Origin of the sequence: Streptococcus oralis subsp. oralis (genome assembly GCF_002096455.1) — a bacterium.
Taxonomy (GTDB): Bacteria; Bacillota; Bacilli; order Lactobacillales; family Streptococcaceae; genus Streptococcus; species Streptococcus oralis_CY.
Genome location: NZ_NCUL01000004.1, coordinates 44,348 through 66,380 on the forward strand (window position 1 = coordinate 44,348; position 22,033 = coordinate 66,380).

The 22,033-nt window shown below is 41.7% G+C and carries 27 protein-coding genes, 2 tRNA genes and 1 pseudogene; 15 read left to right on the forward strand and 15 right to left on the reverse strand.

All coding sequences use genetic code 11. The features are described 5' to 3' along the window. Positions 1-76: 76 nt before the first annotated feature. On the reverse strand, positions 77-508 hold the full coding sequence (locus B7720_RS01090; protein WP_000379854.1) for an Rrf2 family transcriptional regulator: 432 nt from the start codon (positions 506-508) through the stop codon (positions 77-79). 803 nt (positions 509-1,311) lie between these two features. Between B7720_RS01090 and B7720_RS01095 the strand changes: the two genes are divergently transcribed. Both B7720_RS01095 and B7720_RS01100 read left to right on the forward strand, forming a co-directional pair. After that, positions 1,312-2,601, forward strand: coding sequence for a membrane protein (locus B7720_RS01095; protein WP_049549758.1), 1,290 nt, complete (start codon positions 1,312-1,314; stop codon positions 2,599-2,601). A gap of 9 nt (positions 2,602-2,610) precedes the next feature. Then, positions 2,611-3,699, forward strand: coding sequence for an AI-2E family transporter (locus B7720_RS01100; protein ID WP_044020350.1), 1,089 nt, complete (start codon positions 2,611-2,613; stop codon positions 3,697-3,699). A gap of 140 nt (positions 3,700-3,839) precedes the next feature. Here the strand turns inward: B7720_RS01100 and B7720_RS01105 are convergent. From B7720_RS01105 to B7720_RS01120, 4 genes are all read right to left on the reverse strand, one after another. Continuing rightward, positions 3,840-3,912, reverse strand: a tRNA-Lys gene (locus tag B7720_RS01105). Between the two features lie 61 nt (positions 3,913-3,973). Beyond that, positions 3,974-4,489, reverse strand: coding sequence for a DUF308 domain-containing protein (locus B7720_RS01110; RefSeq protein WP_084856106.1), 516 nt, complete (start codon positions 4,487-4,489; stop codon positions 3,974-3,976). A 349-nt stretch (positions 4,490-4,838) separates the two neighbouring features. Further along, positions 4,839-4,911, reverse strand: a tRNA-Lys gene (locus B7720_RS01115). Between the two features lie 264 nt (positions 4,912-5,175). Beyond that, positions 5,176-6,447, reverse strand: a complete 1,272-nt coding sequence (locus tag B7720_RS01120; RefSeq protein ID WP_084856109.1) for a replication-associated recombination protein A — start codon at positions 6,445-6,447, stop codon at positions 5,176-5,178. 115 nt (positions 6,448-6,562) lie between these two features. Between B7720_RS01120 and B7720_RS01125 the strand changes: the two genes are divergently transcribed. From B7720_RS01125 to B7720_RS09745, 11 genes and pseudogenes are all read left to right on the forward strand, one after another. After that, positions 6,563-7,033, forward strand: a complete 471-nt coding sequence (locus B7720_RS01125; protein ID WP_084856111.1) for a DUF3013 family protein — start codon at positions 6,563-6,565, stop codon at positions 7,031-7,033. 19 nt (positions 7,034-7,052) lie between these two features. Beyond that, positions 7,053-8,114 carry a site-2 protease family protein gene (locus tag B7720_RS01130; protein WP_084856113.1) on the forward strand — a complete coding sequence of 354 codons (1,062 nt, stop codon included), beginning with the start codon at positions 7,053-7,055 and terminating at the stop codon, positions 8,112-8,114. Between the two features lies 1 nt (position 8,115). Further along, positions 8,116-8,547, forward strand: coding sequence for an NUDIX hydrolase (locus B7720_RS01135; protein WP_084856115.1), 432 nt, complete (start codon positions 8,116-8,118; stop codon positions 8,545-8,547). Continuing rightward, complete coding sequence (locus tag B7720_RS01140) at positions 8,540-9,013, forward strand: GNAT family N-acetyltransferase (RefSeq protein WP_061427945.1); 474 nt, start codon at positions 8,540-8,542, stop codon at positions 9,011-9,013. Before B7720_RS01135 ends, B7720_RS01140 begins: the two co-directional genes overlap by 8 nt. A gap of 137 nt (positions 9,014-9,150) precedes the next feature. After that, on the forward strand, positions 9,151-10,101 hold the full coding sequence (prmA, locus tag B7720_RS01145) for a 50S ribosomal protein L11 methyltransferase (protein WP_084856189.1): 951 nt from the start codon (positions 9,151-9,153) through the stop codon (positions 10,099-10,101). A 1-nt stretch (position 10,102) separates the two neighbouring features. Continuing rightward, complete coding sequence (locus B7720_RS01150) at positions 10,103-10,846, forward strand: 16S rRNA (uracil(1498)-N(3))-methyltransferase (RefSeq protein WP_084856117.1); 744 nt, start codon at positions 10,103-10,105, stop codon at positions 10,844-10,846. Between the two features lie 10 nt (positions 10,847-10,856). Next, a complete protein-coding gene (pepF, locus tag B7720_RS01155) occupies positions 10,857-12,653 on the forward strand; it encodes an oligoendopeptidase F (protein ID WP_084856119.1) in 1,797 nt (598 codons plus the stop codon). A gap of 28 nt (positions 12,654-12,681) precedes the next feature. Further along, positions 12,682-13,464, forward strand: a complete 783-nt coding sequence (locus B7720_RS01160) for a deoxyribonuclease (protein ID WP_084856122.1) — start codon at positions 12,682-12,684, stop codon at positions 13,462-13,464. A 61-nt stretch (positions 13,465-13,525) separates the two neighbouring features. After that, a pseudogene (locus B7720_RS09540) lies at positions 13,526-14,316 on the forward strand (DUF2785 domain-containing protein). A 109-nt stretch (positions 14,317-14,425) separates the two neighbouring features. After that, on the forward strand, positions 14,426-15,094 hold the full coding sequence (locus B7720_RS01170) for an MIP/aquaporin family protein (protein WP_000714833.1): 669 nt from the start codon (positions 14,426-14,428) through the stop codon (positions 15,092-15,094). Positions 15,095-15,160: 66 nt separating this feature from the next. Next, positions 15,161-15,352, forward strand: a complete 192-nt coding sequence (locus B7720_RS09745; RefSeq protein WP_000693009.1) for a hypothetical protein — start codon at positions 15,161-15,163, stop codon at positions 15,350-15,352. On the opposite strand, the gene queF is transcribed toward B7720_RS09745, so the two are convergent. The 7 genes from queF to B7720_RS01210 all read right to left on the reverse strand — a co-directional run bounded on the left by queF (position 15,349) and on the right by B7720_RS01210 (position 18,897). Further along, positions 15,349-15,840 carry a preQ(1) synthase gene (gene queF, locus B7720_RS01180; protein WP_084852498.1) on the reverse strand — a complete coding sequence of 164 codons (492 nt, stop codon included), beginning with the start codon at positions 15,838-15,840 and terminating at the stop codon, positions 15,349-15,351. The two genes, B7720_RS09745 and queF, sit on opposite strands and share 4 nt — an antisense overlap. Positions 15,841-15,857: 17 nt before the next feature. Next, positions 15,858-16,574: a 7-carboxy-7-deazaguanine synthase QueE gene (queE, locus tag B7720_RS01185; RefSeq protein ID WP_084856123.1), complete on the reverse strand. Its 717-nt coding sequence runs from the start codon at positions 16,572-16,574 to the stop codon at positions 15,858-15,860. Then, complete coding sequence (gene queD, locus B7720_RS01190) at positions 16,567-17,010, reverse strand: 6-carboxytetrahydropterin synthase QueD (protein WP_070568297.1); 444 nt, start codon at positions 17,008-17,010, stop codon at positions 16,567-16,569. The genes queE and queD overlap by 8 nt, the downstream gene beginning before the upstream one ends. After that, positions 17,010-17,663, reverse strand: a complete 654-nt coding sequence (gene queC, locus B7720_RS01195) for a 7-cyano-7-deazaguanine synthase QueC (protein WP_084856125.1) — start codon at positions 17,661-17,663, stop codon at positions 17,010-17,012. The genes queD and queC overlap by 1 nt, the downstream gene beginning before the upstream one ends. Positions 17,664-17,865: 202 nt before the next feature. Then, a complete protein-coding gene (trxA, locus tag B7720_RS01200; protein WP_001029581.1) occupies positions 17,866-18,180 on the reverse strand; it encodes a thioredoxin in 315 nt (104 codons plus the stop codon). Positions 18,181-18,194: 14 nt separating this feature from the next. Continuing rightward, complete coding sequence (locus B7720_RS01205) at positions 18,195-18,416, reverse strand: DUF4649 family protein (protein ID WP_000570263.1); 222 nt, start codon at positions 18,414-18,416, stop codon at positions 18,195-18,197. A 100-nt stretch (positions 18,417-18,516) separates the two neighbouring features. Further along, positions 18,517-18,897, reverse strand: coding sequence for a MarR family winged helix-turn-helix transcriptional regulator (locus tag B7720_RS01210; RefSeq protein WP_084856128.1), 381 nt, complete (start codon positions 18,895-18,897; stop codon positions 18,517-18,519). Between the two features lie 196 nt (positions 18,898-19,093). Between B7720_RS01210 and B7720_RS01215 the strand changes: the two genes are divergently transcribed. Together B7720_RS01215 and B7720_RS01220 are read left to right on the forward strand one after the other, a co-directional pair. Next, positions 19,094-19,468, forward strand: a complete 375-nt coding sequence (locus B7720_RS01215; protein WP_000781325.1) for a CidA/LrgA family protein — start codon at positions 19,094-19,096, stop codon at positions 19,466-19,468. Continuing rightward, on the forward strand, positions 19,465-20,160 hold the full coding sequence (locus tag B7720_RS01220) for an LrgB family protein (RefSeq protein ID WP_084856130.1): 696 nt from the start codon (positions 19,465-19,467) through the stop codon (positions 20,158-20,160). The genes B7720_RS01215 and B7720_RS01220 overlap by 4 nt, the downstream gene beginning before the upstream one ends. 31 nt (positions 20,161-20,191) lie before the next feature. Here the strand turns inward: B7720_RS01220 and B7720_RS01225 are convergent, their stop codons facing one another. From B7720_RS01225 to B7720_RS01235, 3 genes are read right to left on the reverse strand one after another with little or no spacing between them, the layout of a single operon-like run. Continuing rightward, positions 20,192-20,920: a hypothetical protein gene (locus B7720_RS01225; protein ID WP_084856132.1), complete on the reverse strand. Its 729-nt coding sequence runs from the start codon at positions 20,918-20,920 to the stop codon at positions 20,192-20,194. Between the two features lie 15 nt (positions 20,921-20,935). Further along, positions 20,936-21,631, reverse strand: coding sequence for an ABC transporter ATP-binding protein (locus B7720_RS01230; protein WP_084856134.1), 696 nt, complete (start codon positions 21,629-21,631; stop codon positions 20,936-20,938). Between the two features lie 4 nt (positions 21,632-21,635). Then, positions 21,636-22,001 (reverse strand): GntR family transcriptional regulator, encoded by a 366-nt coding sequence (locus B7720_RS01235; protein WP_000119117.1) that lies wholly within the window; start codon positions 21,999-22,001, stop codon positions 21,636-21,638. Positions 22,002-22,033 lie beyond the last annotated feature (32 nt).

The window sequence follows — 22,033 nt, forward strand, 5'->3', positions numbered from 1 at the left end:
CTTTTTCTATATGATTTTATACCTGTATCTGATACAAGTATATGTTATTTCCAGTAAAAACTGACTTGTTATCAAATCAGTTTCGGACTTGTTTAGCTTGTTTATATAGATTGTCAATGACATCTTCTAAAGTTTGATTTGCTAATTCCTTCTCTAATTGAGATTCGGCACTAGCGAAAAGCGGTGAAACTGCTCCTTGGATATGTTTTCCAACAGGGCAATCAGGATTGCTATTTTGATGAACAGGGAATAAACTAATGTGATTGATTTCTTGAGTAGCATAGTAGATCTCTAGTAAAGTCATTTTCTTTGGAGACTTACTGAGTTGATAACCTGTTTTTCCTTGCTGGGAATGAATCAAATCTGCATTTTTCAATAAGGCAATCACTTTTCGAATGTAACTAGCGTTAGTCCCAACACTAATAGCTAGTGCTTGAGAACTTAAGGTTTCCTTGCTTTCACTAATCATTGTTAAGATATGCAAAGCAACTGAGAATTTTGTATCCATATGAATCCCTCTCTTAATAAACTTGTATCAGATACAAGAACAAGTATAACATAAATTAAAAGAAAAGCAAGTCTTTTGTTTTAAATTTTAAAAAATTTTGAGTGCAATCAGATTAGAGCTGTCTGGGAAGGGTGTTCATAAAATTATACCGTTGATATCCATTAGTTGACCAAAAGTAGAACAGATACACAAAAAAGCCTAGTAAATCAAGGCTTTTTCCTGTTGTATTTAGATGCCCCCTACAGGGATTTGGAAAGGACTTTCATATTGAGAGCAATTAAAAATATTGAAATATAAGTGATTTTAGGTATTTTCAATGTCATGATTTAAAAATGGGACAAAAGTGGGGCAAAAACCATACAGATTCTAAACTGTATGGTTCTTTTTTTATCTAACCAAGAAAGGTTAAAACTTATTAAAACAAATGCAATCAACTGTTGAAAACTTTTTAGTCCGTGTAATATAAAAACAAGTAAAAAGTTGAACTATAGGGAATATTGTGTCATAATAGGCAATAGATGAATAATTAATAGATTGGAAATAATGCTTTCTTACCTTAACAAGTTGAATTGGTTATACATTTTTTCGTCGCAATTGTGTCTATCTCTCGAGTTTAGCTAGTTTTTATAAGCTCTGGTTTCTAATCAATATAACAAATTTTAGAAGTGCATAAGACAAGATGGTGACATTACTACAGTCATTTCTAGTCACCATATGTTGCTGGCACAGGCTGTTTGTAGTGTTGGCTATTTACTAGTCAGTTTAATCGGAGTGTTTAATTTTTATTGTTGAAAGGTTTTTATATGGCGAAAATTCTATCTTTAGGTCTGACAGGTAAGAAATTACTTGCTCAGGGGTTCTTGTTTGTTCTGCTAGGTCTCATCTTGATGGTCACGGGGACTTGGTTGCCAGTAAAGGTTATTCGACTGGTTCTGTTTTTAGCTTGGATAGCAACGGTCTTAGATTTAGTATTACGTATTTTCAAAAAAAGTCAGTCAACGGACACCTTGGGAGTTGCACTGGTTAAATTGTTAGTGCTGGGATATTTGCTTGGCTCCAATCTTGCGACGGATGTGCCGATTTATATTTTGGCTCTTGTGATTGGAGTTTATCAGATTTTTCATGCTAGTATTAACCTTGTCACCTATGTTCTCTACCGCAAAAACAAAATTCGACCTCGTTTTCGTCTCTTACTAGATGGACTCGTACTAGTTTTTCTTGGTGGGACTAGTCTTTTGTCCTCTACAGGAAATTCTGTCTTTCAACTCTTTGTATTAGGGGCTTATTTTTTCCTTTATGGTGTGTCCAATATCCGTGATGGTTTCTTGTTTGAGGAGGAAATTGGGAAAAACCATCTCAAACGTCGTGTAAGAATGAGCTTACCTATTGTCCTAGCCGCTCTCATCCCTGCAAGAACTTTAGCAAAAATCAACAAATTCATGCAGGAAAATGCTGATGAGAGAGAGGATATCCATCTTGGAATGGTGAAGTCTGGTAAGACAGCGGAGCTTGAAATTTTTATTCATACAGCTGAGACCTCTCTGTTTTCGGCAATTGGTCATGTGGATATCTGCTATCAAGGCCGTGTTATTTCTTATGGTAACTATGATCCGTCTTCTGAGACCTTATTTGGCATGGTAGGAGATGGTGTCTTATATTTCTGTGATCGTGACAAGTACATTGACCTATGTAAACGTGAGAGTCAAAAAACGCTTTTTGGTTATGGGATAGATTTGACGCCTGAAATGGAAAAAGCAGTTCAGAAAAAGTTGGCTGAATTGAAACAACTGACGATTCCATGGGAGCCAAGTGCAGATAAAATCATGACAGGTGATGGTAAGGAAGACTACACCTACGCTTATAAAATCAGACATGAGACAGATGGGGAACTTTATAAATTTATCAAATCTAAGTTTAAATCCTACTTTGTCTTATCTACAAACTGTGTGCTCTTGGCTGATACCATAGTCGGTCAGGCTGGCACCGATATCCTCTCACCCAAAGGATTTATCGCTCCAGGAACTTACCAAGCCTACCTTAATCGAGAGTTTGAAAAACCAAATAGTATAGTCGTATCTAAACATGTTTATTAAGGAGAATTTATGAACTTAGTAAAAAAATACACCCCGTTAATACTTTTTATAGGGCTGGTTGCTCTTGTAATTCTGAATGCATCGAGCTTTATATCAGGAGCAATCTCTCTCTTTGATGTAATATCAACCTTGATTTATGGTGCTGTTATTGCTTTTGTGCTTAATGTTCCTATGAAAAAAATTGAACAGTACTTAGTTAAATTGAAGGTAAAGGCAGAGTTGCGTCGTCCGATTGCCATGGTACTTGTTTTCCTAGCTCTTATCTTAATCGTGATTGCTCTTTTGGTTTTGGTGCTGCCAACCCTAGCCCAGACTATTAGTCAGCTGGGAACAGTCCTTTCAACAGTCCTTACTCAACTTGGGAAATTGCTAGGCAGCTCGGAATTTGTAACCAAAGACATGTTGTCAACTATCGTATCAGGCATACAGGGACAATCTAGTTCTATTAGCCAAGCTTTGATAGGTTTTTTATCAGGTCTGACTAGTAATATCGGCAATATTTTTTCAAGTTTGATGAATGCCTTTTTGATTATAGTCTTCACCTTTTTATTTTTATCCAGTAAGGAACATTTGGCAGCGATGACGAGTCGACTTCTAAAAGTTTTTCTTCCAGAGAAGGTGGTGATAAAGTTGACTTACATTGGACAAGTAGCACTAGAGACTTATGACCAATTTTTGATGAGTCAGCTGATTGAAGCAGTTATCATAGGAGTTATGATAGCGGTTGGTTACAGCGTGTTTGGGATACCCTATGGAGTAATGACAGGTATCTTTGCAGGAGTGCTATCGTTCATTCCTTATGTAGGGCCTATGATTGCTTGTGTTGTGGGAGCGATTTTTATCTTCACAGTGAGTCCTACTCAAGCCTTACTTTCTCTTCTTCTATATCAAGTTATACAGCTGATTGAAGGAAACCTTATTTATCCTAGAGTTGTAGGTCAGTCTATTGGTTTGCCAGCTATTTTCACGCTTGCGGCTGCTAGTATTGGAGGGAATCTTTTCGGACTACTTGGAATGATATTCTTTACCCCCGTATTTGCTGTTATCTATCGACTGGTTAAAGAATTTGTCGTTGCAAAGGAAAATCAGCTAGATTAAGAAAAACTAAATTTAATAAGATATACTGAGAAGAGAGTGAGAGATTCTCTTCTCTTTTATTTTTAAATACTTTTCTACAAAAAGCTATTAGACGTTAAAAAAAGCCTTGGTTTCAAGGCTTATTTCTGTTGATTTAGATGTGCCCCCTGCAGGGCTCGAACCTGCGCCCCATAGCTTAAGAGTCTACTGCTCTACCAACTGAGCTAAGGAGGCAAATAAAAAGCTGAGAATGTAACTTCCCAGCTTTTTTAATATGCCCAAAATGGCAGCTAGATTATTTACGAAAGGCATCAAGGATATAGGTGAAACCAACAATTAAAAATGCAAAGGCAACGACATAAACGACAAAGACACTTGTAGCTACTGGATTGAACAAAATCACTAGACCTAGTAAAAATGCAAGCAACGCTATCCACATGATATGGTTGCCAATAATAGGGAAAATCAATCCCAGACGATTGCCTTTAAAGAAAGCTATAATGGCTTCTACAATTAACCAAATTCCTAAAATAGTTGGAATGACAACTGGCAGCGTCACAAAGCCATAGGCAACGAGGTAAAGAGCTAAGAGAAGATTAACAATCCCTTGGAAAAGATGAGCTGGTGAGCGAAGCTCTTTTGGTGCAGAGAAATAGCCTAAAATAGCTGCTATAGAAGAAACCAGTAAACCAAATGCAATCCACCAGCTGTAAGCAACAAGATTAGCTACTGGGTTTGTAAATAGGAAAAGTCCTAAAAGGACAAAAACAACTCCTGCAAGGAATAGCAGTAAACGATTAGAAAATTTCATTTCAATACCCCCTATATAGTATATTTTGTTAATAAAACTATTATACTTATTTTTATAGAAAATGTCAATAAACAAAATGGAAAATTTGGAAGTTTCAGTCTGATTTATGAAAAGAAAATCAGTTTTTATTATTTTGAAAATAAAAAGAGAAGATAAAATTTGTCTTCTCTACATGAAAATATTGTATGGCATCAAAGCAAAAGTAACTGGCTTTACACTATTTGTAAAGATGTAATTTGATTCAAAAAGAAAAGATAGATTTAAAATGTGGGACAAATGATGGGGTAAATCAGTTATAGACAAGCAAAAAAAGCCTTGATTTACAAGGCTTTTTCCTGTTGTATTTAGATGCCCCCTACAGGGATCGAACCTGTGACCCACGGATTAAGAGTCCGCTGCTCTGCCAGCTGAGCTAAGGAGGCAAAGAAAAAAGCTGTATTGGTGCCGAAACTTCACGGTTTGTATTGAACCCGCGCAATTAAGCAGGTGGGCAACTCGCTCTAACTGAAGCTGTTTCCGTGTGAGACGGCCTACATGCTGTTAGAAGACTTTTGTTTCCCTAATAATACAAAAAATAGTCGGTCAACACTTAAGTGTGAAGTCGTACACCACAGCGTTTCTATGTTTATATGATACCACTTTTTCAAAAAAAATCAAGAGGAAAATTTATTTTTTTGAAAAGGATTTCACAAGTCTCGTAATTTATCAATGGTTTCCTTGCGTTGCGCTAAAGCCCGTTCGTACTTGCCAGTATCTTCCGGAGTGAAGTAGTGCTGGTCTTTGATTTTTTCTGGCAAATAGTCTTGTTTGACCCAGTGTCCAGGATAGCTATGGGGGTAGAGATAGTTTTGGGCATTGCCCAATTCCTTGCTACCGCTATAATGTCCATCACGTAGATGTCGTGGAATGGGCAAATGTCCTGATGTTTTGAGATCAGCAAGAGCCTTGTCTATAGCCACATAGGCTGAGTTGGACTTGGGTGAAAGAGCCAGATCAATGACGACATTAGCAATGAGAATGCGGGCTTCTGGGAAGCCAATCCTTTGTGCAGCATCTAGAGCAGTTACGGTATGGATCTGGGCTTCAGGATTGGCCAAACCAATATCTTCATAAGCAATCACAGTCAAGCGACGAGCTAGACTAGGCAGATCTCCAGCTTCAATCAAGCGGGCTGCGTAGTGGAGACTGGCATCCACATCCGAGCCGCGGATGGATTTTTGCAGGGCTGAGAGGATATCGTAGTGACCGTCCCCATCCTTGTCCATAGTAATATAGCTCCGCTGGAGGCTGTTTTCTATGATATCCAGAGTGATATGGCGGATGCCCTTGTCATTTTCAGGGGTAGAGAGAGCTGCCAAATCCAGTGAGTTGAAGGCAGAGCGAAGGTCTCCGTTTGTAGAGGTAGCAATAAAATCCAGCGCATCTTCATCTAGTTCTACTGGAAAATCAAAACCACGCTCAGGGTTACTTAGAGCTATCTGCAGGGCCTCCTTGACGTCTTGGTTAGACAGAGGTTCCAACTCAAAAATCTGAACACGGCTACGGATGGCAGGAGTGACAGAAAAGAAGGGATTTTCAGTCGTTGCGCCAATCATGATAACCAGACCACTTTCCAAAAGTGGCAGAAGAAAGTCTTGCTTGGTCTTATCAAGACGATGAATCTCGTCCAGTAACAGAACTAATCCTCCAGAGAATTTAGCCTCTTCAGCGATTTCTTGGAGTCGCTTTTTACTATCCACTGTCGCATTAAAGGTCCGAAAGGCATATTTGGTCGTTCCAGCGATGGCAGAGGCTATACTGGTCTTTCCGATACCCGGAGGTCCGTAGAGAATCATGGAGGACAGGCGGTTGGCTTCCACCATGCGACGGATAATTTTTCCTGGTCCGACCAGATGTTCCTGACCGATGACCTGGTCAATGGTTTTAGGGCGCATGCGAAGTGCGAGATTGTCCGGCATAGCAGTCCTTTCTAACATGGATTTTCTGATACTAATGTGGTAAGATGGTAGTATCTATTTTAGCATATTTCCGAGTATTCGGGGCGATTTAAGAGTCGCATAGAAAGAGGACAAAATGGCAACATACGGATTTTTAGATGTTTTAGAGGAAGAATTGGACAAGAACTTCCCTTTTGACTTTGAGATTAGCTGGGACAAGCGCAATCATGCGGTTGAAGTGAGTTTTTTGCTAGAAGCACAAAATGCTACGGGAGTGGAGATGCTGGATGAGGATGGAGAGGTCTCATCAGACGACATTCTTTTTGAAGAAGCGGTACTCTTTTACAATCCTGCCAAGTCAACAGTCAATGCGGACGATTATCTGACTGTCATTCCTTACTTACCTAAAAAAGGATTCTCTCGTGAATTTTTAGCCTATTTTTCCCTATTCCTCAAAGACACTGCAGAGGTTGGGCTGGATGCGCTCATGGACTTTTTGGAAGACCCAGAAGCAGAGGAGTTTGTCATGGAATGGAACCAAGAAGTCTTTGAAGAAGGAAAAGTCGGCTTGGAAGAAGGAGAATTTTATCCTTATCCGAGATATTAGAGACTAGGGGAGAAAGTATATGAAGAAAATAGGCTTGTCTTTTATTTCTGGTATGTCCTTTGTTTTTTTGATGCTGGGATTTGTTTTTGGGACGATTGCCTTTAAAGAGCTAGGTTTCTCGTTAGTCTTTGTTCCAGGCTATCTATTTACTTTTCTCAGCATTTATCTGATATTTATCCTTCATGAGCTAGGTCATGCATTTTGCGGTTACCTGACAGGCTATCGCCTGGTGGCTTTTGGATTAGGAAATTTTCTTTTGACCAAAAAGTCAGGCAAGTTTCATCTTAGTCGAACAGCTGTTCTGAAAAATGTTGGCGCTCAGTATATTGGATTAAAAGAAGATGAAAGCGATCAAAGAATCATCCTGATGCTTTCAGGAGGCTTGATGGTTCATCTTGGCTTGATTTTATTGGCGCTATTGTATGGAATTTTGACAGCTAACTGGTATTTTGCAGCTACTTGGATTTGTCTAAATCTATCTTTTCTTCTCATCAATGCTAAGCCAGTTGGGATTACCGATGGAGCGAAAATCTGGGAATTGCTACAACATCCTGGAAATACGAAATACGCCTACTCGGTGTTGAGGCATTCTGTCCAGACCTTGCTAGCTCCTCAAGAATATGATTTGAAAGACTTTATCATGCCTGTTGCTGAGGATGCGAGAGGGAGTTTTGCAGAAAGTGTTCAGACTCTTCGGGGCTTGGTCTTCATATTGGATGATAATATAGAGCTTGCAAAGCAACAGTTTCAGTCTTTGCTAGAGAAAACAGATAATTCAATGTCTAAAACGATTTCTCAATTATACCTTCTTCACATTGCCTTGCTAGAAGGAGATCATGAAAAAGCGGAGGAGTATGCAAGTAATCGAGGAGTTAAATCCTTTTTGTCTCTAAAAATGGCAGACATGCAGATCATTCAAGCCTGGTATCATTTTAAGGTAAGGAAAGACATGGCTCAAACTCGCAAGGCTATAAAGATTGCCAGACAGAAAATGAATAGCAGTAGAATGTTGCGAGATGAGAAACGCTACTATGAAAACTGGTTAGAGGAGCTGGAGAAGACATTAGCCGAAGGAGTTTGATATGGAAATAGAAATTTCTGATTTTACAGGTTGCAAAATTGCCCTCTTTTGTGGTGATAAGCTCTTAACTATCTTACGTGATGACAAATCAAACATTCCATACCCTAATACCTGGGAATTGCCAGGTGGCGGACGAGAGGGTGATGAGAGTCCTTTTGAGTGCGCGGCGCGTGAAGTTTATGAAGAACTAGGCATTCATCTGACTGAGGATTGTCTGCTTTGGAGTAAGGTGTACCCAAGTATGCTTTTTGAGGGGAAGGAATCCGTCTTTCTAGTTGGTAAGTTAAGGCAGGAACAGTTTGATAGTATTGTCTTTGGCGATGAGGGACAGGGATATAGACTGATGAGCATTGAGGAGTTTCTTGGCTCAGATAGGGTTGTATCCCAGTTGCAGGATAGGGTGAGGGATTATTTGGAGAGAGACTATGATTAGACTTGAACGAGCAGGAGCAGAGGATTTAGAAACCGTAATTGCAATTCAAAGGGCTAGCTTTAAGGCAGTCTATGAGAAATACCAAGACGAATACGATCCTTATCTGGAGGACCGTGAACGAATTAAGTGGAAACTAGTCGAGCGTCCCAATAGCTATTACTACTTTGTAAAAAAAGATGAAGAAAACATCGGATTTTTACGAGTTCAGACCAATGACGAGTTAACGAAAGCTTGGTTGGGGACCGCAGCGGTTTTGCCCCAGTATCAAGGAAAAGGTTATGGTTCTGAGGGATTGAGATTACTGGAAAAGGAATTTCCAACGATTAAACAGTGGGACTTGTGTACGGTATTACAGGATGCGGTCATGGTCGCCTTTTATGAGAAAAATGGCTACCGTCAAACCCATATCGAGCCTGAAAAAGAAGGTATGGATATGGTTTACATGAAAAAATGGATTGACAAATAGAAAGGATGGTTCGGTTACATTTCTAAACTGAACCCGCCCTAAACACTGTGCCAAAAGGATAAACGTCTCTTAGACACAAGCGTCTTCGGAGAGTTTCCTATTTTGGCTTTGTGTTTTACGGGCTTGGTATCTTAATTATGGAAACATGGCAAGAGTTAAAAGTTACAGTGAAGCGTGAGGGGGAGGAGCTGGTCTCCAATCTCTTGATTGAGCTGGGGGCGCAAGGTGTTGCGATCGAAGACAGTATGGACTATGTGGGGAATGTGGATCGCTTCGGTGAGATTTTCCCAGAGGTCAAGCAACAAGAAGAAATCGTAGTGACCGCCTACTATCCAGATACGGTTGATGTGGCAGTGGTTGAGGCGAACTTGCAGGCTCGTCTAGCAGAATTGACAGACTTTATGGATTTGGGTGAGGTCAAGATGGGGACGACTGCCTTGGCTGAGGAAGACTGGGCAGACAACTGGAAGAAATATTATGAACCAGCTCGCATCACTCATGACTTGACCATTGTGCCGTCCTGGACGGACTACGAGGCGACTGCTGGAGAAAAGATTATCAAGCTGGATCCAGGCATGGCTTTTGGGACTGGAACGCATCCAACGACCAAGATGAGCCTTTTCGCCTTGGAGCAGGTTCTTCGTGGTGGGGAAACGGTGCTGGATGTAGGAACTGGTTCAGGTGTCCTTTCTATTGCTAGCTCGCTTCTTGGTGCCAAAGAAATCTTCGCCTATGACCTGGATGATGTGGCTGTTCGTGTGGCTCAGGAAAATATTGAGCTCAACCCTGGTATGGAAAATATCCATGTTGCTGCTGGAGATTTGCTTAAGGGTGTAGAAATTGAGGCAGATGTCATCGTGGCTAATATCTTGGCGGATATTCTCATCCATCTGACAGAGGATGCTTATCGTTTGGTCAAGGGCGAAGGCTACCTGATCATGAGTGGGATTATCAAGGACAAGTGGGACATGGTGCGCGAGTCGGCTGAGTCAGCTGGATTTTTCCTTGAAACCCACATGATTCAAGGGGAATGGAATGCCTGTGTCTTTAAGAAAACCAAGGATATTTCAGGTGTGATTGGAGGCTAGCATGCAGCAGTATTTTGTCAAAGGCAGTGCAATCTCTCCTGTCACTATTGAGGACAAGGAAACCAGCAAGCATATGTTTCAGGTCATGCGCTTGAAAGAAGATGATGAGGTGACCTTGGTCTTTGATGATGGCGTCAAGCGCTTGGCGCGCGTGCTTGATGTGGAAGCACGTCAGTTTGAATTGGTTGAAGAATTAGCTGACAATGTGGAACTGCCAATCCAAGTGACCATCGCATCTGGCTTTCCCAAGGGAGACAAGCTGGAGTTTATTACTCAGAAAGTAACCGAGCTCGGAGCTAGTCAAATCTGGGCCTTCCCTGCCGACTGGTCAGTTGCCAAGTGGGATGGTAAGAAATTGGGCAAGAAAGCCGAAAAACTAGAAAAAATTGCCCTTGGAGCAGCAGAACAAAGCAAGCGGAATCTGGTCCCAAGTATCCAACTTTTTGAGAAAAAAGCAGACTTTCTAGCCCAGCTGGACCAGTTTGACTCTATTGTAGTGGCCTATGAAGAATCAGCAAAAGAGGGAGAAGCCGCTGCGCTCTTACAAGCAGTCACTGGTCTTGAAAAAGGAGCCAAATTGCTCTTTATCTTTGGCCCAGAAGGCGGTCTCTCACCAGCAGAAATTGAAAGTTTTGAATCTAAAGGAGCTGTTCTTGCAGGACTTGGCCCTCGCATCTTGCGAGCAGAAACAGCACCACTTTACGCCTTATCAGCCCTTAGTGTTTTAGTAGAATTAGAGAAATAAGAGGAAGAAAATGGAACAAAAACACCGTTCAGAATTTCCAGAAAAGGAACTTTGGGATTTAACCGCCCTATACCAAGACCGTGAGGACTTCTTGCGAGCAATCGAAAAGACTCGCGAAGATATCAACCAATTTAGCCGTGACTACAAGGGAAATCTTCACACTTTTGAAGATTTCGAGAAGGCCTTTGCGGAATTGGAACAAATCTATATCCAGATGAGCCATATCGGCAATTATGCCTTTATGCCTCAGACGACAGACTATAGCAATGAAGAATTTGCTAATATTGCCCAAGCTGGGATGGAATTTGAAACAGACGCCAGCGTAGCCTTGACCTTCTTTGACGACGCCTTGGTGGCAGCAGACGAGGAAGTCTTGGACCGTTTGGGTGAGCTGCCACACTTAACGGCAGCCATTCGTCAGGCCAAAATCAAAAAAGCCCACTACCTAGGGGCGGATGTGGAGAAGGCCTTGACCAATCTGGGTGAAGTTTTCTACAGCCCACAGGACATTTATACTAAGATGCGAGCTGGGGACTTTGAAATGGCTGACTTTGAAGCCCATGGCAAGACCTACAAAAACAGCTTTGTAACTTATGAGAATTTCTACCAAAATCATGAGGATGCAGAGGTGCGTGAAAAATCCTTCCGTTCTTTTTCAGAAGGACTTCGTAAGCACCAGAATACAGCTGCGGCAGCCTATCTTGCTCAGGTAAAGTCTGAAAAACTATTGGCAGATATGAAGGGTTACGACTCCGTCTTTGATTATCTTCTGGCTGAGCAAGAAGTGGACCGTGCTATGTTTGACCGCCAGATTGACCGCATTATGAAGGATTTTGCGCCAGTTGCTCAGAGATACCTCAAGCATGTTGCCAAGGTGAATGGTCTTGAAAAGATGACCTTTGCAGACTGGAAATTGGACTTGGACAGCGCCCTGAATCCTGAAGTGACTATTGACGACGCCTATGATTTGGTCATGAAGTCAGTAGAACCTTTAGGACAAGAATATTGTCAGGAAGTTGCTCGCTATCAAGAAGAACGCTGGGTGGACTTTGCTGCCAATAGTGGTAAAGATTCTGGCGGTTATGCGGCGGATCCATATCGCGTGCACCCTTATGTCCTCATGAGCTGGACTGGTCGTTTGAGCGATGTCTATACCTTGATTCATGAAATCGGGCATTCTGGTCAATTCATCTTTTCTGACAATCACCAAAGTTACTTCAATGCCCACATGTCTACTTACTATGTCGAAGCTCCATCAACCTTCAATGAATTGCTTTTAAGTGATTACTTGGAGCACCAATCTGATGACCCGCGTCAAAAACGTTTTGCCCTTGCTCACCGCTTGACAGACACCTACTTCCATAATTTTATCACCCACCTCTTGGAAGCTGCCTTCCAGCGTAAGGTTTATACATTGATTGAAGAAGGAGAAACCTTCGGAGCAAGCAAACTTAACAGCATTATGAAGGAAGTCTTGACGGATTTCTGGGGAGATGCCATTGAAATTGACGATGATGCAGCCTTGACTTGGATGCGTCAAGCTCACTACTACATGGGCTTGTATAGCTACACATACTCAGCAGGCCTTGTTATCTCTACTGCAGGTTACCTCCATCTGAAAAACTCTGAAACTGGAGCTAGAGACTGGCTCAATCTCCTTAAATCAGGTGGCAGCAAGACACCGCTTGAGTCAGCCATGATTATCGGAGCCGATATCTCAACAGATAAACCACTACGTGATACCATCCAGTTCTTGTCTGACACAGTTGACCAGATTATAGCCTACAGTGCCCAGTTGGGAGAGTAGGGAAATGGGCAAATTTTAGGAGAATAATATGAATAGAATCAAAGAATGGCTAGAGCAAGATCCCCAAAGAATGCATTTTATCAAAATTGGTCTAGTTTTGTTGGGAATCATTTTATTGATTGCTTTGCCTACTCTCTATCTTGTTTTGAGCGGAGTTGGTATTTGGTATTTTGTAAAGAAAGCACCAGATATTCGAAAAAGAAATCTAATGATCGGGATTTTCATTGTCAGTTTTGTTGCAGTTGCTCTTCAAACTCCGACAGTCACAAAGAAAATTTCATCTTCTCAGTCAGAAACTAAGCAGACTGCGACATCTACTACTTCGACAGCTTCAACCACAGATACTTCATCTAGTATAGAGGAAGCAAAACGAATCGAAGAAGAGAAAAAAGCTAAAGAAGAAGTAGAAGAAGAGAGAATTGCCAAAGAAAAAGCTGCAAAGGAGTTGCAAGAAAAAGGTGAAACCTTAGTCAAACAATTGGAAGACAGTCAAGATGCGAGTCAAGTGAAGTCTGCTAAAGAGACAGTTAATCAGATTGAAAATAATGATAAAAAGACAGAGTTGCTTGATAGAATAGGTGCAGTTGAGTCGTTAATTTCTCAAAAAGAAGAAGAAAAAAGAGCTGCGCGTGAAGCTGAAACCAAAGCTCAACAGCAAGATAGAATTGTCTATGTTGCAGACCATGGGAAATCAAAAGTTTATTGGTATAGTAAGGATAGAATGCCTTCAAAAACGAATAAAGCTAACGTTGTTGAGATGACAGAAGCAGATGCGATTGCAGCAGGAAAACGTCCATCTAAAAGAGAATAAGACAGAAAGTCATCTTTGGATGGCTTTTTGATAAGTTACTAGAAATGTAGAGGTACTTGAGATGCGTAAAAAATTACAAAGAAAAGTGACAGAAGAAAAACCAAGCTATAGCCGAGAAGAAATTCAGTGGTTGATCGAGCATTTGGGAGATCCCTCCCCAGAAATTCGAGACGAACTTGTTTTTACGAGTTTGGCTAGAGGGATTCAAGAAGAGTTGTTTTCCCTTGAGCAGTTTCAGTTTATCTCAGAAGAGGTCTCCTCTGATGAAGGTCTATACAAAGAGATTGATAGTAGAGGATTTTCGGCTCTTAAACGTTCTTTTAGGGCGCTTATTTATGCCAATCTTTTGTCTGCAGATGGTAACGAGCACTCTCTTTTCTATAAAGGTTTAAAAACTGATATAAGAAATGCTATGCTATCTCAAGGTTTGTATTACCTAAAAAAGAAAAGGATACGACAGGATTTTCAAGTCAGTATGGTTGGGTTCACGCTTTTGCGCATGGAGCGGATCTCTTGACTGAAGTCGTTTGTCATCCAGATTTTCCTAAAAACAGAGATTATGAAGTATTTGATGTACTTGGTCAATTATTTAAAAGAATTCCCATTCGTTTTACAAATGATGAGGATTGGCGCTTAGCGAGAGTACTTTATGAACCCATTTTGCAAGGAAAATTAGAGCAGGAACAAGTAGCTTCTTGGATAAAAACTGTTGACTTTCCAATAGAAGAGAGGGAAGATTTTTATAAATTTTCCAACTTCAGATCCTGTCTGCTGGAAGTCTATATCCAACTTGACCAGAGAAATAGTTTACAAGATGCCTTGAAAGAAGCCATTCAATCTTTTCAGTACTAAGTTCAAGCGAGTCGTTTCATGATTTTCAATGAACTTTCCAGTCAATTTTCTTGAAACCCTTTCCTTCTTTTGATAGACTAATACATAGTTTAAAAAAAGGAGACTTATCATGAAAAAATTTGTTGCTGAATTAATCGGTACATTTATGCTTGTGTTCATCGGAACAGGAGCTGTTGTTTTTGGAAATGGTGTTGAAGGTCTTGGGCACCTTGGGATTGCTCTTGCTTTTGGTTTGGCCATCGTAGTCGCAGCTTTCTCAATCGGAACTGTTTCAGGGGCTCACTTGAACCCGGCTGTTTCGATTGCTATGTTTGTGAACAAACGTTTGTCATCTTCAGAACTTGTAAACTACATCCTTGGACAAGTAGTTGGAGCTTTCCTTGCGTCAGCTGCAGTATTCTTCCTCTTGTCTAACTCAGGGATGTCAACTGCTAGTCTTGGTGAAAATGCCTTGGCAAACGGTGTCACTGTCTTTGGTGGTTTCTTGTTTGAAGTTATCGCAACTTTCTTGTTTGTCTTGGTTATCATGACTGTCACTTCAGCAAGCAAAGGCAATGGCGCAATCGCTGGTTTGGTGATTGGTTTGTCATTGACAGCCTTGATCCTTGTAGGCTTGAACATCACTGGACTTTCAGTAAACCCAGCTCGTAGCTTGGCTCCTGCTGTATTGGTAGGTGGCGCAGCTCTTCAACAAGTTTGGATTTTCATCCTTGCTCCAATCGTTGGTGGTGTACTTGCAGCTCTTGTTGCGAAAAACTGCCTTGGAACAGAAGAATAATTGAAACTCAAAAAGCCTTGCTCCTCATCTTGAGGGACAGGGCTTTTTCGTATCCGTTTATACCCAATGAAAATCAAAGAGCAAACTAGGAAACTAGCCGCAGGTTGCTCAAAGCACTGTTTTGAGGTTGTAGATGAAACTGACGAAGTCAGCTCAAAACATGGTTTTGAGGTTGTGGATGAAACTGACGAAGTCAGTAACCATACATACGGCAAGGCGACGTTGACGCGGTTTGAAGAGATCTTCGAAGAGTATTAACGGTTGTCAATTTTCTCTGGATAAAGGTCGTGTTGGAAGAGGCGTTGTTCTGCCAGGCCTTCATACTTGGTTCCAGGCTTACCGTAGTTGTAGTAAGGGTCGATTGAAATGCCCCCGCGTGGAGTAAATTTTCCCCAGACTTCTAAATAGCGAGGGTCGAGTAAGTTGACCAAGTCTTTCCCGATGGTGTTGATACAGTTTTCGTGAAAATCCCCATGATTTCGGTAGCTAAAGAGGTAGAGTTTGAGGGATTTTGACTCGACGCAGAGCTTGTCAGGAATGTAGGAAATATAAATCGTCGCAAAATCTGGCTGAGCAGTGATTGGGCAAAGCGAGGTAAATTCAGGACAGTTGAATTTAATAAAATAGTCATTTTCCACATGACGATTGTCAAAGGATTCGAGGACTTCTGGTTGATAGTCAAAAATGTAGGTAGTTTCTTTGTTGCCCAGTAGGCTAAGGTTTTTCATTTCTTCTTGTTGTGACATGATTTTTTCTTTCTAATTTAAACACCACGTTGGTTGTCGTAGAGGAGGGTATGCAGTTGAGGAAGGACGCGGACATTGCCCCAGCTATCGTCAGCAGCGACGCGTTCCCAGAGTTCTTTGAGGCGGTCTAGTTGGTCTTGGACAATATTGCCTGTAGCCTTGGGCTCAGGATTTCCAGCCGATAAGAAGAGGACATCTGGCTGGTAACGTTCTTGAACCTCTTTGGCAAAGGCCAAATCGGCATCGTCAAAGACAGGGATTTTAAAGGTGACCTTGTCTGGATCTAGTTGGGAAACGATAAAGTCCAAGGTCTCAAAGTTGACTTCCATCTTTGATGAAGGAGGTTTGGGGCTCAGAGTGACCTGATCGATGTCTTTTAACCAATTTTGCCAGCGGGAGCCTTGGGTCTCAACTGCCAGAGTGACACCACGTTCCTTGAGCTTGGTGACGAGTTCGGCCATGTTGGCTGCTAGGATAGCAGGATTTCCCCCAGACAGAGTGACGTAGTCGTAGCTTCCTAGCTTATCTAAGGCAGCAATGACTTCATCAGCTGTCATACGAGTAGGTTTTTCAGAACCATCCCAAGTAAAGGCAGAGTCGCACCAGTCGCAGTGGTAGTCGCAACCAGCAGTGCGGACAAACATGGTTTTCTGCCCGATAGCACGGCCTTCACCTTGAAAGGTTGGGCCAAAAATTTCCAGAACTGGTAGTTTGAGGACACGTTCCCTAGTCATCTAACCACTCCCGTCTAAACTCCGCAAAGGCAGTCGGAGTCTCATAGAGGCGAACGTATTCCATACGGAGACCGCGTTCGTCGGGCAACTCTTGACTCATGGTTTGGAAAATCCAGTAAACCATGTTTTCAGCAGTTGTGTTCATGTAGGGCAGGGTCTCATTGAGATAGCGATGATCCAAGTGGGGTTCTAAGTAGTTCTTGTAGATCGCTTTGATGTCTCCAAAATCGTAGGTCATGCCCCGTTCATCTAAAAATCCACTGACAGCAATCTGCAGATGATAAGTGTGGCCGTGCAGGGACTTGCATTTTCCCTCATAGTGAAAGAGGTGGTGGGCAGCATCGAAGGTAAATTCTTTTGATACCAAGGTTCTGTGAGGATTGTAGACAAGAGACTCCCCAGTTTCCTGTTTGATTTCTTTGGGTGCAAAAAACATTAGCCCACTCCTTTCTGTGAGAGATAAACATCTAAACCATGCTGGCGTAGGCGGCAGGCTGGACAATCTCCACAGCCACTTCCGATAATCCCATTGTAGCAGGTCAAGGTCTTTTCACGAACATAGTCAAAGGTACCGAGTTGGTCGGCTAATCCCCAAGTTTCAGCCTTGTCTAGCCACATGAGAGGCGTTTGGATAACAAAGTCGTAATCCATGGCAAGGTTGAGAGTAACATTGAGAGATTTGACAAAGACATCTCGGCAGTCAGGGTAGCCTGAGAAGTCTGTCTCGCAGACACCTGTCACGATATCTTTAATGCCTCGTTGCTTGGCAAGAACTGCCGCAAAGGACAGAAAGAGGAGGTTGCGACCGTCAACGAAGGTATTGGGAACCTCTCCCTCTTTTTGCTCGATCTCCAGATCAGAGGTCAGGGCATTTTCAGTGATTTGTCCCAGCAGAGACATATCTAAGATGTGATGACGAATGCCTTGTTCCTTAGCGATTTCTCTAGCAACTTGAATTTCGAGATGATGGCGTTGGCCGTAGGCAAAGGTGACGGCTTCGACTGTTTCATAGTGTTCTTTAGCCCAAAAGAGGCAGGTTGTGGAATCTTGACCGCCACTAAAGACGACCAAGGCTGATTGACGTTTCATAGTACTCCTTCCAAAATGGGAAATGTTCAGAGCACGCAAAAAGCTCCCTTGAGGGGAGCTAAAAAATACCAAGTAGAGGTTTTTTTTAGCGATGGCATGTCCCAAACATCGTAATATTCTACCTACAGTCTAGCATATTTTTTGAAAAATGGCAAAGAGCAAGAAAAAAGAGACCAAATGAAGCACTTGGTCTCTCGTGTGATTAGCTCAATTCAGCAACGATGGCCTTGATTTGTTCTGCAGTGTGTACTCCAGCAACTTGTTTTACCACTTGGCCATCTTTTTTGAAGAGAAGGGTTGGGATAGACATGATTCCAAAAGCACGAGCTGTGTTTGGATTTTCATCAACGTCCATTTTAACGATTTTCAAGACATCTTCTGAAAGTTCTTCAGACAATTTGTCCAAGATTGGACCTTGCATACGACATGGACCACACCAAGTTGCCCAGAAGTCTACTAAGACCAAACCGTCTTTTGTTTCTTGTTCAAATGTTGCATCTGTAATTGCTTTTGCCATTGTATTTCTCCTTTTTAATTATATTGGCTTAAATCTTGTTTCATGAGATAGAAGAAGACATCTCCATAAGTCCCATGGTAGTCCAAATCATGACCATTGTAGGTTAATTTTTGGACAGTGTAGTAATCCGCAACGCCGATAAGGCAGGCGTGTTGAGAACGTTCAAAGTCTTGGTATGACTCGAAAGTCATGGTTCTCTCTTGCTTACTGGCGTCTAGATAGGTAATTTCGATCATATAAAACTCCTTTGTTGTTTGATCTTGACTTTATTGTACTCCTTGAAAAGAGGAATGTCAAGAAAAATGATTGCGCACGCAACTTTTTTAAAAAATCTGATTAAGAAATGAAATCAAGACTCGTTTCCAGACTTTCTTCGACGGCCTTTTGCAGGTAAGCTAGGGTTGTTTGTCCCTCGTCAGTCAGGCAGATAAAACTTGCCCGTCTATCCTGATCGCAACACCGGCGACTAAGCAAACCACAGTTTTTCTCTTCTAATCTAGCCACCATTCGAGAAACAGCGCTGGGACTGAGATGGAGTTTATCGGGTAAATCAATCTGTCGTAAGGATTTTTCATCAGCTAGATCCAGATAGTAGAGTAGGTAAAACTCTTTTAAGGTCAACCCTTGTTCAGTCTGCTGGGCGATGGTTTCTTCTAACATGGCTTCCATTTCCTTTTGACGGCGGTTGTAGTCAAACCACTTTTCCAAATAGGTCATTGCTTTCTCCTTTCTTTTCAAAGTAAAAATCACAAAGTCATTACTGACTGTCTCTACAACACAAGATGATTGCGCATGCAATGATTATACTACTTTTAACTAATCCTTGCAAGAGAGAAGAATTGCGATATTTCCTTGAAATTTTCTGAAAAAAGAGTAAACTGGTATGCAAGAAGTCTATTTCGTGGAGTTTAGGATGAAATTATATGTTCAATTAATGATTCTCTTTGTGATTTCTCTAATCGGTGAGGGAATCTCCAGTTTCTTTCATCTGCCCATCCCAGGCAGTATTATCGGCTTGATTATTCTCTTTCTAGCTTTACAGTTCAAGTGGCTAAGAACCAGGCATGTCAATATGGTCGGGAATTTCTTGCTGGCCAATATGACCATTCTCTTTTTACCGCCAGCAGTGGGAATCATGGAAAAGTTTGATGTGATTGCCCCTTACCTCTTGCCTATCGTTTTGATTGTCTTTTTTGCCGCGGTCATCAACATTATCCTCATTGCCCTAGTGGTTCAGTTTATCAAGAGACGATTTGAGGGAGATTATGAGAAAGGAGATGCCAAATGAGCGAATTTGTATCCAATCCTTTGTTTGGGATTGCTCTGTCTATCCTAGCTTATCTAGTGGGAATGTTGATTTACAGACGTTTTCCCCATCCTTTGACAACGCCCTTGCTTTTGTCAGCTGTTTTTATCATTATTTTTCTCAAGATGACTGGTATTTCTTACCAAGACTACTATCAAGGTGGGGTTTATCTGAACAACTTGATAGTCCCATCGACCGTGGCTCTAGGGATTCCGCTTTATAAGAGTTTTCACTTGATGAAGCACCATGCTCGGAGTATTCTCTTTGGCAGTCTGCTAGCAGTAGTTGTCAATACTTGTTTCACTGCCATAGTAGCGAAAATATTTGGCATGGACTTTTTCCTAGCCATTTCTCTCTTTCCCAAGTCAGTGACAACCGCCATGGCAGTGGGAATCACAGAAAAATTGCAAGGTTTGACGACTGTGACTTTGGTCGTCGTAGTGGCAACTGGGATTTTGACTAGTGTAATCGGACCAACCCTTTTGAAATGGTTGAAGATCGATGACCCAGTGGCTGTGGGACTTTCTCTTGGAGGAACAGGTCATGCTGTCGGAACGGGAACAGCCTTTCGATACGGCTCAGTAGCAGGAGCCATGGGTGGCTTGGCTATCGGTGTCACCGGTATTCTTTATGTTTTTGTCAGCCCCATCGTAGCCAGTTTGATATTGAGTTAAAGAAAAACCCAGCTTTCTAGCTGGGCATTTTTTATTGCAAATTAACCTTGTTTTTCAAGATGTAGTAGGTACCGAGATAGTAGATAGCTGATAAAAAGAGATCGCGCAAGATTTCTGTACCAGCCATCACGTTAAAGTCATTGTCAACTCTTAAGAAGAAAGTGATATAACCAATAACGATTGAAATAACGATATAGGCTAGAATTCCCATAGCTGTTCGATACTCATTAAAGAGTTGTCCGATAGAGATGGAGAGGTAAATGGATAAAATCCATGTGATTGACCCGACAAATAGTGATAGGGCATACAGCCAGCCGTAGCTGAGGTAAGGGGAAATGAAGTTATAGAGGGCAGTGAAGTCTTTTTCAATTGGTGTTAAGAAGATGATAATCAATATACTTAAGATAAAGACGATATAGCTTAAGATGGACCAGACAAGACCACCTAAAAGTTTTGCGATGATGATTTGGTGCTCAGAGACAGGCAAGGTCAAGGTCAAGTACCCTTGGCGGTCATAAACACTACCCTTGAATCTTCGGATGATTAAAAAGATTGTTGCAATCCAAAGAGTGACGCTGAGTCCTCCAAAGACTAGTACTAAAAAGAAGATGAAATAAGCAGCATTGTTAGGATTGTAACTCTGGCTAAGACTGTTAATAAAAGCTCCAATCAAAACTGAAATTGCAAGCACAGCACCGTAGAGTGCCAGATACCATTTATTGACATTTTTAAATTCATAACGAACTAGATTCCAAAACATAATAATCTCCTTTGCTTAGGCTTTAAATTCCTGGCGGAAGAGCTGGTCAATTGATTCACCTGACTCGTAACGAATATCATCAACATTTCCTTGGCGGACGACTTTTCCGTCTTTGAGGAAGATGATCTCATCCAAGATTGGCTCAATATCTGAAATCAAGTGGGTTGAAATCAGCACCGTAGAGGTTGGTGAGTAGTTATTGATGATGGTATTGAGGATATAATCACGGGCAGCTGGATCCACGCCTCCGATTGGTTCGTCCAGAACGTAGAGGCGGGCTTCACGGCTCATAACCAAGATGAGTTGGACCTTTTCCTTGTTCCCTTTTGATAGTTTCTTGAGGCGACTGTTTTCTTCAATACCGAGATCGGCTAAAAGGTGTTGGGCTCTTTCGAGATTGAAATCCTGATAGAAGGTTTTAAAATAGGTTAGAGCATCCTTAACTTTCATCTCTTCATTGAGGTAGGTTGTATCTGGTAGGTAGGATACGATCGCCTTGGTGGCAGGACTTGGATCCTGTCCGTTAATGAGGACACGTCCTTTATTTGGTTGAAGGAGACCATTGATCAGTTTGATCAAGGTTGTTTTTCCGGATCCGTTTGGTCCAAGGAGCCCGACAATCTTTCCGGCTGAGATCTCTAGTGAGATATTGTCAAGTGCCGCAGTTGCTCCATATGATTTTGTTACATTTTCAAGTGCTAGTAGTGTCATAGTCTTAAACTCCTTTAATATAGTCGCTTAATACATTTGGCAGTTCTTCTTTTTTGTAGCCAAATTGAAGCATGCAAGAGACGAATTGTTGCAGTTGCTCCTCGGAAAGTTGTTTGCGGGACTGAAGGATGAGGTCCAAGTCCTCGGTGACAAAACGACCAGTTGTCCGCTTGCTGTATACAAATCCTTCACGCTCGAGGTCAGACAAGGCGCGCTGAATGGTATTGGGATTAACCCCAGCCTCGCTCGCCAAATCTCTCACGGTAGGGAGCTGTTGGTTGGGTTCCAGTTCATGGGAAACAATCTGTAATTTGATTTTTTCCATAATCTGTAAATAAATAGGTTTTGTATTATCAAATGACCAGGACATCATAGTCTCCTTTCTTTGTCTTTGTTGTTCTA

Coding starts and splice junctions, on each gene's coding strand:
- B7720_RS01090 (WP_000379854.1), bottom strand. CDS start 508: ATGGATACAAAATTCTCAGTTGCTTTGCATATCTTAACAATGATTAGT.
- B7720_RS01095 (WP_049549758.1), top strand. CDS start 1,312: ATGGCGAAAATTCTATCTTTAGGTCTGACAGGTAAGAAATTACTTGCT.
- B7720_RS01100 (WP_044020350.1), top strand. CDS start 2,611: ATGAACTTAGTAAAAAAATACACCCCGTTAATACTTTTTATAGGGCTG.
- B7720_RS01110 (WP_084856106.1), bottom strand. CDS start 4,489: ATGAAATTTTCTAATCGTTTACTGCTATTCCTTGCAGGAGTTGTTTTT.
- B7720_RS01120 (WP_084856109.1), bottom strand. CDS start 6,447: ATGCCGGACAATCTCGCACTTCGCATGCGCCCTAAAACCATTGACCAG.
- B7720_RS01125 (WP_084856111.1), top strand. CDS start 6,563: ATGGCAACATACGGATTTTTAGATGTTTTAGAGGAAGAATTGGACAAG.
- B7720_RS01130 (WP_084856113.1), top strand. CDS start 7,053: ATGAAGAAAATAGGCTTGTCTTTTATTTCTGGTATGTCCTTTGTTTTT.
- B7720_RS01135 (WP_084856115.1), top strand. CDS start 8,116: ATGGAAATAGAAATTTCTGATTTTACAGGTTGCAAAATTGCCCTCTTT.
- B7720_RS01140 (WP_061427945.1), top strand. CDS start 8,540: ATGATTAGACTTGAACGAGCAGGAGCAGAGGATTTAGAAACCGTAATT.
- prmA (WP_084856189.1), top strand. CDS start 9,151: ATGGAAACATGGCAAGAGTTAAAAGTTACAGTGAAGCGTGAGGGGGAG.
- B7720_RS01150 (WP_084856117.1), top strand. CDS start 10,103: ATGCAGCAGTATTTTGTCAAAGGCAGTGCAATCTCTCCTGTCACTATT.
- pepF (WP_084856119.1), top strand. CDS start 10,857: ATGGAACAAAAACACCGTTCAGAATTTCCAGAAAAGGAACTTTGGGAT.
- B7720_RS01160 (WP_084856122.1), top strand. CDS start 12,682: ATGAATAGAATCAAAGAATGGCTAGAGCAAGATCCCCAAAGAATGCAT.
- B7720_RS01170 (WP_000714833.1), top strand. CDS start 14,426: ATGAAAAAATTTGTTGCTGAATTAATCGGTACATTTATGCTTGTGTTC.
- B7720_RS09745 (WP_000693009.1), top strand. CDS start 15,161: ATGAAAATCAAAGAGCAAACTAGGAAACTAGCCGCAGGTTGCTCAAAG.
- queF (WP_084852498.1), bottom strand. CDS start 15,840: ATGTCACAACAAGAAGAAATGAAAAACCTTAGCCTACTGGGCAACAAA.
- queE (WP_084856123.1), bottom strand. CDS start 16,574: ATGACTAGGGAACGTGTCCTCAAACTACCAGTTCTGGAAATTTTTGGC.
- queD (WP_070568297.1), bottom strand. CDS start 17,010: ATGTTTTTTGCACCCAAAGAAATCAAACAGGAAACTGGGGAGTCTCTT.
- queC (WP_084856125.1), bottom strand. CDS start 17,663: ATGAAACGTCAATCAGCCTTGGTCGTCTTTAGTGGCGGTCAAGATTCC.
- trxA (WP_001029581.1), bottom strand. CDS start 18,180: ATGGCAAAAGCAATTACAGATGCAACATTTGAACAAGAAACAAAAGAC.
- B7720_RS01205 (WP_000570263.1), bottom strand. CDS start 18,416: ATGATCGAAATTACCTATCTAGACGCCAGTAAGCAAGAGAGAACCATG.
- B7720_RS01210 (WP_084856128.1), bottom strand. CDS start 18,897: ATGACCTATTTGGAAAAGTGGTTTGACTACAACCGCCGTCAAAAGGAA.
- B7720_RS01215 (WP_000781325.1), top strand. CDS start 19,094: ATGAAATTATATGTTCAATTAATGATTCTCTTTGTGATTTCTCTAATC.
- B7720_RS01220 (WP_084856130.1), top strand. CDS start 19,465: ATGAGCGAATTTGTATCCAATCCTTTGTTTGGGATTGCTCTGTCTATC.
- B7720_RS01225 (WP_084856132.1), bottom strand. CDS start 20,920: ATGTTTTGGAATCTAGTTCGTTATGAATTTAAAAATGTCAATAAATGG.
- B7720_RS01230 (WP_084856134.1), bottom strand. CDS start 21,631: ATGACACTACTAGCACTTGAAAATGTAACAAAATCATATGGAGCAACT.
- B7720_RS01235 (WP_000119117.1), bottom strand. CDS start 22,001: ATGTCCTGGTCATTTGATAATACAAAACCTATTTATTTACAGATTATG.